Origin of the sequence: Pseudoalteromonas sp. SG43-3 (assembly GCF_014164385.1) — a bacterium.
Lineage (GTDB): Bacteria > Pseudomonadota > Gammaproteobacteria > Enterobacterales > Alteromonadaceae > Pseudoalteromonas > Pseudoalteromonas distincta.
The window spans coordinates 20776-35272 of record NZ_JACJFC010000015.1 but is presented as its reverse complement, the minus strand read 5'-3'; the positions used below and the strand labels follow the sequence as shown (position 1 = coordinate 35272).

The window sequence follows — 14497 nt, the reverse complement described above, 5'->3', positions numbered from 1 at the left end:
CCAAAGATTAAATTAACTTTTAAGAGTCTAGTTCTCAAATGTAGGGCAATTATGTAGTTTTAAACTTTTTTTATTAAGGGCTGGCGTTAAGTTGTGAGCTGCTTACGGAGATAAAAGACTGGGTATGGAAGGAAACATAAACTTAAGCATGAGCTTTATTTTCACTCAGTTAAATAACGCTAAAATCCTTATTTTAAATAAGGATTTTCTCCCATTGCGACTACCACACAAAAAATTCTTAAATCTAACTCTAGCTGGTGGTAACTCGGCTCCATATGGCAGCAAAGCTGATAAAAGCCTTTGTTGTGGTCTTTTTCTTTAAAGTGGGCGAGCTCATGTACCACTAACGCTTTTAATAACGGCTCGGGAGCGCGGAGCAAGTCGCTGTTTATCGCTAAATCGTGCTTACGGGTTTTACCTTGCATTCGATACGTATGTGTACCAAGTGCGTTGGTGACCATGTCGCCTTGCTTTTTAAATGCTGCGCGCCCAAACGGTGGTGCATTTTTTAAATACTGTTTTTTAAGCTCGGTTGCGTAGTTATAAAGTAGTTTATCGCTAGTAATGGTATGTGCTTGCGGATACTTTTTAAGTAAGTAGTCACATACCTTTTTGTTATTTATAAGGCTTAATACTTGCTCAACAATGTTAGCTGGGTAGCCGGTAAAGTAACGTGCGTATTCACTCATTATTGTTTCTCTGTCGTTTTACTTTTAAAAAAGTGCTGGCTGGTGGGCTTCTTTTTCGCCAGTAAATGGGTTTAATGCTTTGTGATGATAACCAAGGTCTTTACAAAACTGCCTTGCTAATAATGGCGCTTCTCGGTTATCTGCCGTATGAAAAAACACATAAGGCGTTTTTCCTTCATCAAGCCATTGTTTTACTTTACTTAGCCACGGTTTATAAAAGGGTTTATAGTCGTTTTGTAAATCGGCTATTACAAAGCGCGCCATAGGCTCTGAGCCAGTAGCTATTGCATGTACCGGTAAGTGGGGCTTTTTTTGCTGTGCATCTATTAGCGCTTCGGTTGTTGGTTTTACAGCAAATAGGGCGCGAGTATCCATCGATATACGATTTATGTTGTTTGCCATTAATAATTGGTTAAGCACTATTTCGGCTTCACCCTTTTGAAAAAACGCAGTATGACGTACCTCTACACCGTAATTAACCTCTTTTGGTAACAGGCTAATAAATTGGGCGAGTTTGGGTAAGTCACCAGGGCCAAATGCTTTAGGTAATTGCAGCATGATTTGCCCGGTTTTTTCTAAAATAGGGGAGAACAAGTTAAGCCAATCAGTAAGCTCGGTTTGAACATTAGTAAGATGCAGCTCGTGGCTAAAGCGACGATTAAACTTAAACGTAAATTTAAAATCATCGGGTACGCTGTTTGCCCAGCGCAATACGGTGCTTGGCGAAGGATCAGCGTAAAAGCTGGTATTGCCTTCAACTGAGTTAAAGTGTTGGGCGTATTGGCTAAGCATATCGGCGTTTTTACATTGGCTTGAAAATAAATTGCCTTTCCATGCATTACTCGACCACTGCGGGCATCCAATATATAACATACAAACTAGCGCCTTATTATAAAGTGGCGATAGTGTAGCAAATAACAAAACGAGCTGCTGTAAATTCAGGGGCAAAAGCGGCACACGCCCTAGCATCTTAATGTTAGTTGAGTATAATGCAGGGCTTAATTTGATTATTTTTAGATTGCTAGCGGCTTTATTTGTATTGTGGTGACCTGTTTTTTAAATCACACGCCTTAAAACAAATAAATATAACCGTTTAAGCCTTTTATCTGACAGGAAAACTATGCGCTCTATATATTGCGGACAGCTAAATAAAACTCACGTAGATCAAGAAGTTGAACTATGTGGCTGGATCAACAAACGACGTGACCTTGGTGGACTTATCTTTGTCGATTTACGCGATAGAGAAGGTTTAGTACAAGTTGTATTCGACTCTGACATTGAAGAGTTAATGAGTTCAGCTAACACACTTCGCCAAGAATTTTGTGTTCAGCTAAAAGGTACTGTACGTGCACGCCCTGATAGCCAAGTAAATAAAGATATGGCAACAGGTGAAATTGAAGTTTTAGGTACTGAGCTTACAATTATTAACCGCTCTGAACCGCTTCCACTTGATTTTAACCAAGTAAACTCAGAAGAGCGTCGTTTAAAATACCGTTACTTAGACCTACGTCGTCTAGAAATGAGTGACCGTATTAAATTACGTGCTAAAGCAAGCAGCTTTGTTCGTCGCTTTTTAGATGAAAACGGCTTTTTAGACATCGAAACACCTGTACTTACTAAAGCAACGCCAGAAGGCGCACGCGATTACTTAGTGCCAAGCCGCGTTCATAAAGGTAGTTTTTACGCTTTACCACAGTCTCCACAGTTATTTAAGCAATTGTTGATGATGTCGGGTTTTGACCGTTACTACCAAATTGTTAAATGTTTCCGTGATGAAGATTTACGTGCCGATCGTCAACCAGAATTTACCCAAATAGATATAGAAACCTCGTTCATGAGTTCTGATCAAGTACGTGGTATGACTGAAAAAATGATCCGCGAGATGTGGCAAACATTGTTAAACGTTGATTTAGGCGATTTTCCAATCATGCCTTACAGCGAGGCAATGAGCCTTTACGGTTCTGATAAGCCTGATTTACGTAACCCAATGAAGTTAGTTGATGTTGCAGATTTAGTTAAAGACGTAGAGTTTAATGTTTTCTCAGGTCCAGCTAACGACGAAAAAGGTCGTGTTGCTGTATTAACTGTACCGGGTGGCGCTAAGCTTTCTCGTAAACAACTTGACGATTACACTAAGTTTATTGGTATTTACGGCGCTAAAGGTATGGCGTGGATGAAAGTAAATGACCACACTGCAGGCGCTGAAGGTGTTCAATCACCAGTGGCTAAGTTTTTAAGCGAAGACGTAATTACTAAATTACTTGAGCGTACTAATGCTCAGTCTGGCGATATCATTTTATTCGGTGCCGATAAGCGCAACACAGTAAATGAAGCAATGGGCGCACTGCGCGTTAAGATTGGTGTTGACTTAGAAATCACTAACCTTGATAGCTGGGCACCACTTTGGGTTGTAGACTTCCCAATGTTTGAAGAAGATGACGAAGGCACATTACATGCTGTGCATCATCCATTCACTGCACCAAAAGATATTACTGCAAGTGAGCTTGAAGCAAATCCAGCTGCGGCTATTTCAGATGCCTACGACATGGTATTGAATGGCTACGAAGTGGGTGGCGGTTCGGTACGTATTCATAATGCAGATATGCAAGAAACTGCATTTAGAATTTTAGGTATTAACGAGCAAGAGCAACAAGACAAGTTTGGCTTTTTACTTGATGCACTTAAATACGGTACACCACCACATGCTGGTTTAGCATTTGGTCTTGACCGTTTAGCAATGCTTTTATGTGGTACCGATAACATTCGTGACGTTATTGCTTTCCCTAAAACAACACAAGCGTCGTGTTTATTAACTAACGCGCCTAGTAAGCCTAATATGGATTCGTTAGCTGAGCTTGCAATTAGTGTTGTTGAAAAATCGATACCTAGCGAAGAGTAATTTTTGTTTAGCTTATTGAGCTAAATTTAAAAACCCTTAAGTTATATGCTTAAGGGTTTTTTTGTGGTTAAATTTACAGCAGAGTGTATTTTAACCGAACAGACGAAAAAGGAATTATTATGTCGATCAATGCAACCTTATTTGGTGAGTTCTTAGTTTTTTTTATTGTGCTGAGTATTCCTATTTTTGCTGTAATTTGCTACAAAATAGGTAAGCGTAAAAGTACTATGCCGGGGGTTTTAGCTTTTGTGGGTGGCTGTTTAGCGCTATTTCCACTATTTGCTTTGATTTTTATTGCAGTGCTTGCGCTTAAAAAAGATTTACCTAAAAATAGCGTCTATGCCCATTAAAAACTAGGTTAATAGTGTCAATTTCAAATAATAATCACTACTTCGACGAGCAATTTAATGCTTTGCAGCACGAAGAGCAACTAACTGAAAATTCTGAGTTTGAAGAGTGCACATTTACCGATTGCGACTTTTCAGGCGGGCAGTTTAAAAATTGCCGATTTATAGAATGTAGTTTTAAAAACTGTAATTTATCGTCACTAAAATGGAACTACAGTTCGCTTGAAGATGTAAGTTTTAGCCACTGTAAATTAAATAGTCTGCAATGGACTGACGTAGATTGGCCAGCGCTTAGTATTAACGCACCGGTGAGTTTTAATTATTGCGAGCTCAGTAATAGTTCTTTTTTTGAATTAACCCTCAAAGCCCTCAAACTAACACACTGCTTTGCCAAAAATGTTGATTTTAGACATGCTGATTTAAGCGGTAGTGAATTTACAGGAACAGATTTTCGCGATAGTGAGTTTTTTCAAACTAACTTAACAAAATGTGATTTTGTAGGTGCGACAGCGTTTAATATAGATTTGAATAATAATATTTTAGCGAATGCTAAGTTTGATCGCTTCGAAGCACTAAACTTGCTTACCAGCCTTAATATAGAACTATGTGATTAATTTAGTTTAATATGATTACATATCTAGAAGCGGCAGCTTGGCTGGGCTTCTAGATACTGCGTGACTGCGTAATTAACGGCTAGGGCCATTTTTATTACGTGCACTGGCAAGCTGTCTTGCGATTTCTAATAACGCAGGTGAAATATCTTCAGCGCCATCTTTAATTAGTTTTGTAACGTCACCTGACGAAAACAAACCGTCACGTGGTGATTTAATACCTAACTCACGAACAAAATCCTTCGTTTTACCTGTGCTGCCTGTTTCAATAAACTTAAAAATAATACGTTCATTGTTGTTTTTAGCAGGGGTTTTTAGTGTTTCGATTTCGTCATGTATTGCCGTTAGTTTGTCTTCTAAAATTTCTATACGTTCTTGAATGCTATTGTATGATTTCATTTATTGGATCTTTTACTAAATATATTTAAACAATGGCGGCTATTATCGCATAGTTTGACAATAGAGAATGCAAACCTATAAAGTAAAAGTTATTTTTAATTAAAAACAATAATTTATATAAATTTAAATATGCAAAAAACACTTAAAAAGCTTTTTATATTAAGCGCACTAGCTCTAAGTACATCAGTAATAGGCGCAACAAGCTATGCAAACGATGGTGTTATAACTGATGAAAGCCGTAATCGCACTATTCCTATCAATATCACACTACCAAGTAACAATGCTAAGTGCACTGAACAAGTAAAATGCCCTGTAGCGTTTATTAACGCAGGTTACGGGATTAGCCATAACGGGTATACGTTTGCCAGTAATGCGTTTAGTCAGCGCGGATACTTAACAGTAGCAGTTGCACATGAATTAAAAACCGACCCTGACCTTAATCGTGAGCAGCCTTACTTAACAACTCGCATGAAAAACTGGCATCGTGGCGTAGTAACGCTTAAGTTTTTAGTTAATGAGCTAGCTAGTAAATACCCAGCGTACGACTTTACAAAACTCACCTTATTTGGGCACTCAAACGGCGGGGATATTTCGTCATTATATGGCTCTATTTACCCCAATGAAGTAAGCCAAATTATTACGCTCGATCATCGCCGCATGTTGATCCCACGCAATAAAAATATACGCGTACTTACACTTCGCGGTAGTGATTACCCAGCTGATGCGGATGTGCTGTTAAACGATTCAGAGCTGGATAAGTTTCCCGTTACGCAAATAATGATAGAAAAATCGCGTCATAACGATATGTACGATGGCGGGCCAAAATGGCTGGTGGATAGAATGAGTAAAGAAGTAGAGGGATTTTTAGATAGTAAAAGTTAGGTATATAAAAGTTAAATCATAGCGCAGTGTTACCTGCGCTATATTACTTTTATGGTAGTTACTCTACCAATTCACTTACAATAACAGGATTGTTATGTAGTGTTTTATGCACAGGGCATTTGTCGGCTATTTCAAGTAAACGCTGGCGCTGCTCTTGTGTTAAATCACCGATTAAAGTGATTTTACGGGTAATGGCTTCTAGGTTACCGGTTTGCTCGCAATCGTCGCAATCTTTGTTGTAATCGCGAGTGTGATCAAGTTCTACTTTGACATGCTCTAGCGCTAAGTTTTTACGTGTAGCGTACATGCGCAGTGTCATTGCTGTACAGGCACCAAGCCCCGCCAATAAGTGATGATACGGATCGGGGCCTAAGTTTTTACCGCCTACCTTTATTGGCTCATCTGCAAGCCAAGTATGATCTTTGGTGCTTACGTGCTGAGTAAATATATGATCTTTTTCTTCAACAAGTACATTGCCACCCGTTAGGCTTGCGGCGTATTTTGTTTTGTCATATTTAACGTAGCGATTAGCCCACGTTGCAATAATTTCTGCAGCGTAGTCGGCATCGTTTTTATTAGTAAGTAAGTGATCGGCGTTATCTAGGCTAATAAAACTTTTAGGATGCTTAGCTGATGCGTAAATTTTTTCGGCTTCGCTAATATTTACAGTTGCATCAATAGGGGAGTGCATTACTAATAATGCGCGCTTAAGCTTACTAATGTGGCTTTTATCGTACTTGGCTATATCGTCTATAAACTGTTTTTTAATGGTAAATTCGCGGCCTGCTAGGCTTACTTTTGCTTCGCCGGCTGCGTTAATTTCATCGAGATGTGCTTCAAAGTTATGCGCTACGTGTTGCGCATCTGACGGTGCACCAATAGTTGTAATGGCCGATACTTCAGGAATGTGCTCAGCAGCAGCCAGTACCGCAGCGCCGCCTAAACTGTGGCCAATGAGTAATTGCGGCGCTGCAAAGTGCTTACGCAGATGATCAGCCGCTGAAACTAAATCTTGAATGTTCGATGAAAAGTTACTGTTAGCAAAGTCGCCATCGCTATTGCCTAAACCGGTAAAGTCAAAACGCAGTACAGCTATGCCTTGTTGCGTAAGTGCACGGCTTATACGTGTAGCTGCTGCTATGTCTTTTCCGCATGTGAAGCAGTGTGCAAATAGCGCGTAAAACTTAACGTCACCAGAGGGAAGTTCAAGTTGGCCGGCAAGTTCTAAATCGCCGCTTTTAAAAGATACTTTTTGTCGCATGGGGAGCCTTATTTACACAAATAAAATATATTCTAATAATAAACCAGAGATAGTTACTAAACCTTGCAAATTCAACGTTTTTTTATTAGTTGATCTTGATCAAGCAAAGTGACAGTGACTATATTTTGCGGACATATGTCCTTATGTTTTTGAGGTCATTTGTCTATCCTCGCATAGCGCTATAATGAAGGCTTTGCTACTTTATATAAGTAATTTAGCACTATTAAAAGCAACTCACTTCACACAACCTATTCACTGGAACGTACAATGCAATTACCTACTGTTGATTATAAAGCTCCCGATGCGGCTGCACAATTTGTTGAATCGTTAAGAAATACTGGATTTGGCGTTTTAAAAAACCACCCAATCCCACAGTCTTTAGTTGAGTCTATTTACAAAAATTGGCAAGACTTTTTTAACTCAGAGCAAAAGCACGACTTTTTATTCTCTAAAGAAACTCAAGACGGTTACTTTCCGCCTTCAGTATCAGAAGTAGCGAAAGGCTTTACAATAAAAGACATTAAAGAGTACTTTCATGTGTACCCTAAAGGTCGCGTTCCTGCAAAGCTTGAAGCTGATGTACGTGAATACTACCGTTTAGCAAGTGAATTTGCTGGTACTTTACTAAGCTGGGTGCAGGCTGAATCTCCAGCTGATGTACGTGCTAAGTTTTCGATTGATTTAAAAGACATGATTGCCGGTTCTGAGCAAACATTGTTACGTATTTTACATTATCCGCCAATGACAGGTGATGAAGAGCCAGGTGCTATTCGCGCAGCAGCTCACGGCGATATTAATTTATTGACTGTATTGCCAGCTTCTAATGAGCCTGGTTTACAAGTTCAAAAAACAGATGGCGGTTGGTTAGACGTGCCATGTGATTTTGGCAGCTTAATTATTAATATTGGCGACATGCTACAAGAAGCGTCGGGCGGGTATTTCCCATCGACAATTCACCGTGTAATTAACCCAACGGGCAAAGCATCTACTAAATCGCGTATATCACTGCCGTTATTTTTACACCCGCATCCAGATGTTGTGCTTTCAGAGCGCTACACGGCAGATAGCTACTTGCAAGAACGTTTACGCGAGTTAGGTGTTAAGTAACTCTTATACTTAGAGTAATTAAGTATAAATATAAAACGGCTTATGGCCGTTTTTTGCATTTTTAAGCAACTTGATCACAGGTTTAATTTTATTAATACCAATCTGCTTATATATGGGGTCTATTTAACGTTAAGAAAATTACGCTATAACTAGGCAAAAATTTTTGTATCTAGTTGTTCTAAATGAAAAATTTTTAACGACGTTATAGTGAAATTTAATTCGTTAAATTGATCAAAGATTTATGCAGATTGGTATAAGCTATGCTCAATTGCTCGCAACGTAAATAATGGCATGCATTCTTAGCTACTACAGGTATAATGCGCGCAACTGGCTAATGTAGCCTTATTTAAAAGAGAGTTTATATGAGTTTTGAAGGTTTAGGTTTATCACAGTCTTTGGTTAATGCGGTTTTAGAAAAGGGCTATGAAACGCCAACGCCGATTCAGGCTCAAGCAATTCCTGCAATTATTGAACGCCGTGACGTTATGGCAGCAGCGCAAACAGGTACAGGTAAAACAGCGGGTTTTACATTACCACTTATTGAGCGCTTGTCGTCGGGTCCTAAAGCTAAAAGCAATCACGTACGTGCGCTTATTTTAACGCCTACACGTGAACTTGCTTTGCAAGTAAGCGAAAACGTTGAAGAGTACGCTAAGCATTCTGATGTGAGCTCATTTGTAGTTTACGGTGGCGTTAAAATTAACCCACAAATGCAGCGTCTTCGTAAAGGTGTTGATATTTTAGTAGCAACGCCGGGTCGTTTAATCGATTTACATAATCAAAATGCAGTTAAATTTGATAGCGTTGAAGTGCTTGTACTCGATGAAGCTGACCGCATGTTAGACATGGGCTTTATTCACGACATTAAACGCTTAATTGCTAAAATGCCTGCTAAACGTCAAAACTTGATGTTTTCGGCTACATTTTCAGATGAAATTCGTGCATTAGCAAAAGGGTTAATTAATGACCCAGTTGAAATTTCAGTTGCAGCAAAAAATACCACTGCAAAAAGTGTTACTCAGTGCGTTTACGCGGTAGATAAAACACGTAAAACAGCATTGCTAAGCCACTTGATTCGCACTAACGATTGGCAACAAGTATTAGTGTTTAGCCGTACAAAGCACGGTGCTAACCGCTTAGTTAAACAACTTGAACGCGATGACATTGTAGGCGCGGCTATCCATGGTAATAAATCACAAGGCGCACGTGTTAAAGCACTTGATGGTTTTAAAAGTGGTGAAGTACGCGTATTAGTAGCAACAGACATTGTTGCACGTGGTTTAGACATTGTTGAATTACCGCATGTTGTTAACTACGACTTACCAAACGTATATGAAGATTATGTTCATCGTATCGGCCGTACAGGCCGTGCTGGTGCGTCAGGTCATGCGATTTCGTTTGTAACGGTTGATGATGCTGTTGATTTATACGGTATTGAACGCTTTATTGGTGAGCTTATTCCACGTGCTGAGGAAGACGGTTTTGAGCCTATTAACCCAGTAGCTGAACGCGCATTAGATGCTCGCCCACTGCCGGCTAAAAAGCCTAAGAAAAAGCAGCCTTTTAATAAGCCTAAATCTGATAGCAGCAAGCCTAACAGCAAAAAGCCGAACAATGGTGGTAATGGTACCGGCCCACGCCGTGGTGGTTCTAAAAAGCCAGCAGCTAAAACAGATGACAGCGCGCAAAACCCATGGGCAAAGCGTGAATCTGTTGGCGGTAATGGCCAACGCCGTCGTCGCACCAATAACGATTAATCATTATTAGTGATTGCACTAGCGTTTAATTAATTTAGAATTTAGTTAAAGGCAGATACAAAAAACGCGCTCCCTTCTTTAATTAAATAGAAGCAGCGCGTTTTTTATTGTCTGTAATTTGTACTTACTGTATTGCCTGCCTGATTAAATAGTTAACACCTAAACCTACAAATAAAGTCACACTTACGCTAAGTAGTGTACCGAGCATAACGTACTCGGTAAGTTTTTTATCTTTACTGGCACTTAAATCGCCAAACCTAAATACCGATTTTGCGGCAAGTAAAAAGCCGAGCCCTGCAAATTGGTCAAGCAATATAAAGCTCAGCATAAGTACGCGCTCCAACATACCAATGCTTTGCCCTGCAAGCACTAAGCTACCAGTACTTGAAAAGTTACTTGTTAAACGCTCTAACATCATTCTTATAAATACGGCGCTAGGACTCAAAATAATTAAATAACCGCATACCACCCACAGTATTTTGGGATCAGTGAGCATATTATTAATTGCAGCCATAAAGCTACTGTTATCAGTTAGCCAAATACTGAGCGCAATAATAACGAGTATGTGCGCTATTTGATCAAGTAAAAAAGGTACCACGCCTTTATTAGAATACGATTTAGCTATATCAATAAAATAATGGCTCACCATAATGCTTGCCGTTGCAATTAAAACACTGCTTAGTTGCTGCCAGCCAAATGTGTATTCCCACACGGTAACGATGAGTGCACTTGTTACACCATGCACGAGTACATGAAAATAAAGCTTAGTGGCTTTAAAGTGACGAGTGTTTCTCTCGTTTACCCAACTCATAGGTTGCCAGTAAAAATCAGCGAGTAAGTGGCCAATAATAAGTGCGACCAGTAAAAGTGAAAATTCCATTATTCACCTCCTTTAATTATATTTTTTACAACGTTTTGTGTGTGCTTAATAAAGCGCTCTATAAGTAGGTAGTGCGCTAAATTTAGTAGTTTGGTTACATTTTCGCGACTTGTTTTAAGCTCTTTAGCCAGTGCCGCGTGGCTGTTGTCTGGTGATGTTAAATAGACATACAGGGCATTTGATTGTTTTTGCGTGATTTTAGTGAGCAATACGTCGGCAAAGGCTAAATTAATATTTAAGCTTTCATCGAGCTGCTGCTCGTTAATGCTAAAAACAAAGCGTTGATTACCTATTTTATCAAGGCCTTGCCCCGAAAGCGTAAAAGCAGAACCCGTTGCTGTTTTTATATCGCTGCGTGGGTTATCTATTTGCCCAAGCGCCAAGCTTTGTCGTAGTTCATAACCTGACGATTTAAGGTGTAAATATACAAGTATGGCATTTTTAAAAAGGAGCTCAGGATTATTAACTTGTAACTGAAAGGCATCGCCTCGGTATATATTCCAAAGGGTTTGCTCACCCGAAATATTTCGCAAACTTTGCTCTAGTTGGTAAAGCATGGCATCGTATTGCTGCTTAGGGATTGTTTGCGATTTAATAATATCGCCGCTGATCACACCAATCATAAAAATCTCAAAATGGTTACTTTTTAACATGTAACCAATATTGGTTACATAAGGGTATGTAACTAATTTAGGTTACTTAAATATAAATTGCAAGGTACACTTATTTTATAACGTTACTTTTATTGCTATTAATCCTCACTAGGACACTAAATGACTTTACAAAACGAGCAGCAAAGCACGAAACCACGGGTCGGTATTTTTGTTGATGTGCAAAATATTTATTACACGTGCCGTGAGAGTTACGGGAAAAATTTTGACTACAATGCGTTTTGGCGAATGATGGAGGCGCAATACAATATTGAGTGTGCTTTTGCGTATGCTATTTATCGAGGAGATGAAAAGCAAAATCAGTTTCAAAATATTTTGCGTGCGATTGGTTTTGACGTAAAGCTAAAGCCATTTATTCAACGCCGTGATGGAAGTGCTAAAGGCGATTGGGATGTAGGCATAACAATAGACATGTTAGAGCAGGGTAAAAATCTTGATAAAGTTATTTTGCTCTCTGGCGATGGTGACTTTGCCTTGTTACTTGGGCATTTAAAAAGTCAATATAATGTACTGTGCGATGTATACGGTGCTGACAGGTTAACTGCTGAGGTATTAAAACAAAGCGCAGAGCAATTTCATTTAATTGATAATACTTTGCTACTTTAACAGTAAAAAATAGTTAAAAAAGTGCAAGCTAAGTGCCTGCAACATGAGAGATTTTAATACAAAGTCGTAATAGATGAATTAAGCCTTATATAGGCTTTTTTTATTACTGTAATCAATTGGGTTTGCTAAATGATTATGGTAATTTTAAAGCATAACGAGTTACCAAGGACTTACATGCTTCATTACAGCAACATGCCACTAGATAGAGGCTCAAATTTTCGTAAAGACCCATCGTGGCTTAAAGCGCAAATGTCGGCGCAAAGTAAATGGGTTTTAGTTAAAAATAATCAAACTCTATTTATTAAAGATACCCCTAAAGTAAGCTATTTAACGTATCAACAAGTGGCACATTTAGATTTAACGAGTGCTATTTTTGTTGGTTTAAACAATGCTAAACATGGTGTGTTTGCATTGGATGTCTCTGATCTGGATGAAAGCGTACTTTCGCCTTTAATAGAGGGCGCTCAGTTTTTTGATATTCGCCAATATGGGCCTCAAGTAACCATTAAATATGCCTCAATAGCCGCCCTTGCGAGAGGGTTATGTTATTGGCATGCCACGCATCGTTTTTGTGGGCGCTGCGGTAGTAAAAACCGTTCAGTGGAAGCCGGGCATTCTCGTGTATGTGAAAACGAAAACTGTAAGCATCCTACATTCCCGCGTACCGATCCTGCGGTAATTATGGTCGTTACTAAAGTCTTTGCTGACGGAGTAGAACGCTGTTTATTAGGTCGCCAAGCTGCGTGGCCCACAGGTATGTATTCATCGCTTGCTGGATTTGTAGACCCAGGGGAGACACTAGAACAAGCTGTTGCGCGTGAAGTTAAAGAAGAGGCAGGCATAGAAGTTGATAACGTACGTTATGTTGCATCTCAGCCATGGCCGTTCCCATCGTCAATTATGCTTGGCTTTTTTGCACAGGCGACATCTGAGCAAATTAACGTAGATAAAGAAGAGCTAGACGATGCAAAATGGTTTAGTCGTGAAGACTTAGAGCAATTTGGTAATTGGCACGAAGAAGGTGAGCATTTAAAGCTGCCTAGAACCGACTCTATCTCTCGTTATTTAATTGAGCATTGGCGCACAAACCCTTAAGGATTAACAATGTCGAGTAAAAGTAATAAAAACACTCAGCTAGTGTCATCAGGACGCAAAAAAGCGTATACACACGGCGTAGTAAACCCGGTTGTACAACGGGCATCTACCATTGTATTTGATACTGTAGCCGATTTAAAAGAAGCGGCTAAAACCCGTGGCGATAAAACGTTATTTTATGGGCGCCGGGGAACAACAACACACTTTGCGCTGCAAGAAGCCATAACAGAACTTGAAGGCGGTGAAGGGTGTGCACTATACCCGTGTGGCGCGGCGGCGATCAGCCAAGTATTTTTATCGTTTTTAAAAAGCGGTGATCATATTTTAATGGTTGATAACGTGTATGAGCCCACTCGTGATTTTTGCGATAAAATTTTAGCAGGGCTTGGAATTACCACTTCGTACTACCCGCCAACCATTGGCGCAGGTATTAAAGATTACATTCAGCCAAATACTAAAGTGTTGTTTTTAGAATCTCCAGGCTCTATTACGATGGAAGTGCAAGATGTGCCCGCTATGGTAAAAGTAGCCAATGAGCACAACGTAATGACCATGCTTGATAATACCTACGGTAACGGTCTGCATTATCGCCCGTTAGAGCACGGTGTTGATATTAGTATTCAAGCTGCAACAAAGTATATTGTTGGCCATTCGGACGTGATGATGGGGGTGGCTGTTGCTAATAAAAAGTATTGGCCAACTTTGCGCGAAAACTCATACTTACTAGGGCAATGTACCAGTGCCGATGATGCGTATTTAGCGCTTAGAGGCCTGCGTACAATGGGTGTGCGTTTAAATCAACATGAAAAAGCAGCAATAGAAGTAGCTAAATGGCTTGAACAACATGAGCTTGTTGATCATATTCGCCACCCTGTATTTGAAACCTGCCCAGGACATGAGTTTTTTAAACGTGATTTTAATGGCAGTAATGGGCTGTTTTCATTTGTAATGAAAACCGGTAATCAAAAAGCGATTGATGCATTTTTAGATAGCCTTGAGCATATCAAAATGGGCTTTTCGTGGGGCGGCTTTGAAAGTTTAGTAACGGCTAATTTAACTATGAAAGGGCTACGTTCAAATACAGGTTGGGATTTAGGCCCGGTTATTCGCCTGCATATTGGCCTTGAAGATGTTGAAGATTTAATTAGCGATTTAAGCCAAGCACTTGAGGTTTATAAGCAGAATTTATAATTTATATCGCAATTTATGCTGTTACATTTAAATGTATTGTTACAAAGCTCACCATAGGTGGGCTTTTTTTTGCTGGTAATTCAAGGTGTTTACACTTAGTGT

General features: G+C 39.5%; 15 protein-coding genes. 9 read left to right on the top strand and 6 right to left on the bottom strand.

Annotated features, from left to right (window positions below; translation table 11 throughout):
- Window positions 1-188: 188 nt before the first annotated feature.
- Window positions 189-689, bottom strand: a complete 501-nt coding sequence (locus H5157_RS14220) for a M48 family metallopeptidase (RefSeq protein ID WP_165722927.1) — start codon at window positions 687-689, stop codon at window positions 189-191.
- 24 nt (window positions 690-713) lie between these two features.
- Entirely contained in the window at window positions 714-1562 is an 849-nt protein-coding gene (locus tag H5157_RS14215; RefSeq protein WP_182712731.1) for a DUF72 domain-containing protein, read from the bottom strand.
- A 247-nt stretch (window positions 1563-1809) separates the two neighbouring features.
- Here H5157_RS14215 and aspS point away from each other — a divergent pair, with 247 nt between their 5' ends.
- The 3 genes from aspS to H5157_RS14200 all read left to right on the top strand — a co-directional run bounded on the left by aspS (window position 1810) and on the right by H5157_RS14200 (window position 4549).
- Window positions 1810-3588, top strand: a complete 1779-nt coding sequence (aspS, locus tag H5157_RS14210) for an aspartate--tRNA ligase (RefSeq protein ID WP_182724925.1) — start codon at window positions 1810-1812, stop codon at window positions 3586-3588.
- A 119-nt stretch (window positions 3589-3707) separates the two neighbouring features.
- Entirely contained in the window at window positions 3708-3938 is a 231-nt protein-coding gene (locus H5157_RS14205; protein WP_182724924.1) for a hypothetical protein, read from the top strand.
- A 14-nt stretch (window positions 3939-3952) separates the two neighbouring features.
- Window positions 3953-4549 carry a pentapeptide repeat-containing protein gene (locus H5157_RS14200; RefSeq protein ID WP_182724923.1) on the top strand — a complete coding sequence of 199 codons (597 nt, stop codon included), beginning with the start codon at window positions 3953-3955 and terminating at the stop codon, window positions 4547-4549.
- Window positions 4550-4621: 72 nt separating this feature from the next.
- On the opposite strand, the gene H5157_RS14195 is transcribed toward H5157_RS14200, so the two are convergent.
- Window positions 4622-4945 (bottom strand): hypothetical protein, encoded by a 324-nt coding sequence (locus tag H5157_RS14195; protein ID WP_002959968.1) that lies wholly within the window; start codon window positions 4943-4945, stop codon window positions 4622-4624.
- 129 nt (window positions 4946-5074) lie between these two features.
- Between H5157_RS14195 and H5157_RS14190 the strand changes: the two genes are divergently transcribed.
- Entirely contained in the window at window positions 5075-5827 is a 753-nt protein-coding gene (locus H5157_RS14190) for an alpha/beta hydrolase (RefSeq protein ID WP_182724922.1), read from the top strand.
- A 58-nt stretch (window positions 5828-5885) separates the two neighbouring features.
- Here H5157_RS14190 and H5157_RS14185 read toward each other — a convergent pair whose 3' ends face one another.
- Entirely contained in the window at window positions 5886-7088 is a 1203-nt protein-coding gene (locus tag H5157_RS14185) for a bifunctional alpha/beta hydrolase/OsmC family protein (protein WP_182724921.1), read from the bottom strand.
- A gap of 267 nt (window positions 7089-7355) precedes the next feature.
- Between H5157_RS14185 and H5157_RS14180 the strand changes: the two genes are divergently transcribed.
- Both H5157_RS14180 and H5157_RS14175 read left to right on the top strand, forming a co-directional pair.
- Window positions 7356-8195 carry an isopenicillin N synthase family oxygenase gene (locus H5157_RS14180; RefSeq protein ID WP_182724920.1) on the top strand — a complete coding sequence of 280 codons (840 nt, stop codon included), beginning with the start codon at window positions 7356-7358 and terminating at the stop codon, window positions 8193-8195.
- 362 nt (window positions 8196-8557) lie between these two features.
- Window positions 8558-9952, top strand: a complete 1395-nt coding sequence (locus tag H5157_RS14175; RefSeq protein ID WP_024595752.1) for a DEAD/DEAH box helicase — start codon at window positions 8558-8560, stop codon at window positions 9950-9952.
- A gap of 124 nt (window positions 9953-10076) precedes the next feature.
- Here the strand turns inward: H5157_RS14175 and H5157_RS14170 are convergent, their stop codons facing one another.
- Window positions 10077-10832 carry a DUF3307 domain-containing protein gene (locus H5157_RS14170; RefSeq protein ID WP_182724919.1) on the bottom strand — a complete coding sequence of 252 codons (756 nt, stop codon included), beginning with the start codon at window positions 10830-10832 and terminating at the stop codon, window positions 10077-10079.
- Complete coding sequence (locus H5157_RS14165) at window positions 10832-11455, bottom strand: hypothetical protein (RefSeq protein WP_182724918.1); 624 nt, start codon at window positions 11453-11455, stop codon at window positions 10832-10834. Before H5157_RS14165 ends, H5157_RS14170 begins: the two co-directional genes overlap by 1 nt.
- 150 nt (window positions 11456-11605) lie before the next feature.
- Here H5157_RS14165 and H5157_RS14160 point away from each other — a divergent pair, with 150 nt between their 5' ends.
- The 3 genes from H5157_RS14160 (at window position 11606) to H5157_RS14150 (ending at window position 14395) form a co-directional block, all read left to right on the top strand.
- Complete coding sequence (locus H5157_RS14160) at window positions 11606-12109, top strand: NYN domain-containing protein (protein ID WP_182724917.1); 504 nt, start codon at window positions 11606-11608, stop codon at window positions 12107-12109.
- 174 nt (window positions 12110-12283) lie between these two features.
- Window positions 12284-13204 carry an NAD(+) diphosphatase gene (gene nudC / locus H5157_RS14155; protein ID WP_002962842.1) on the top strand — a complete coding sequence of 307 codons (921 nt, stop codon included), beginning with the start codon at window positions 12284-12286 and terminating at the stop codon, window positions 13202-13204.
- Between the two features lie 9 nt (window positions 13205-13213).
- The gene (locus tag H5157_RS14150; protein WP_182724916.1) at window positions 13214-14395 is read left to right on the top strand and encodes a cystathionine beta-lyase; all 1182 of its coding nucleotides are present in this window, start codon (window positions 13214-13216) and stop codon (window positions 14393-14395) included.
- Window positions 14396-14497 lie beyond the last annotated feature (102 nt).

Coding starts and splice junctions, on each gene's coding strand:
- H5157_RS14220 (WP_165722927.1), bottom strand. CDS start 689: ATGAGTGAATACGCACGTTACTTTACCGGCTACCCAGCTAACATTGTT.
- H5157_RS14215 (WP_182712731.1), bottom strand. CDS start 1,562: ATGTTATATATTGGATGCCCGCAGTGGTCGAGTAATGCATGGAAAGGC.
- aspS (WP_182724925.1), top strand. CDS start 1,810: ATGCGCTCTATATATTGCGGACAGCTAAATAAAACTCACGTAGATCAA.
- H5157_RS14205 (WP_182724924.1), top strand. CDS start 3,708: ATGTCGATCAATGCAACCTTATTTGGTGAGTTCTTAGTTTTTTTTATT.
- H5157_RS14195 (WP_002959968.1), bottom strand. CDS start 4,945: ATGAAATCATACAATAGCATTCAAGAACGTATAGAAATTTTAGAAGAC.
- H5157_RS14190 (WP_182724922.1), top strand. CDS start 5,075: ATGCAAAAAACACTTAAAAAGCTTTTTATATTAAGCGCACTAGCTCTA.
- H5157_RS14185 (WP_182724921.1), bottom strand. CDS start 7,088: ATGCGACAAAAAGTATCTTTTAAAAGCGGCGATTTAGAACTTGCCGGC.
- H5157_RS14180 (WP_182724920.1), top strand. CDS start 7,356: ATGCAATTACCTACTGTTGATTATAAAGCTCCCGATGCGGCTGCACAA.
- H5157_RS14175 (WP_024595752.1), top strand. CDS start 8,558: ATGAGTTTTGAAGGTTTAGGTTTATCACAGTCTTTGGTTAATGCGGTT.
- H5157_RS14170 (WP_182724919.1), bottom strand. CDS start 10,832: ATGGAATTTTCACTTTTACTGGTCGCACTTATTATTGGCCACTTACTC.
- H5157_RS14165 (WP_182724918.1), bottom strand. CDS start 11,455: ATGATTGGTGTGATCAGCGGCGATATTATTAAATCGCAAACAATCCCT.
- H5157_RS14160 (WP_182724917.1), top strand. CDS start 11,606: ATGACTTTACAAAACGAGCAGCAAAGCACGAAACCACGGGTCGGTATT.
- nudC (WP_002962842.1), top strand. CDS start 12,284: ATGCTTCATTACAGCAACATGCCACTAGATAGAGGCTCAAATTTTCGT.
- H5157_RS14150 (WP_182724916.1), top strand. CDS start 13,214: ATGTCGAGTAAAAGTAATAAAAACACTCAGCTAGTGTCATCAGGACGC.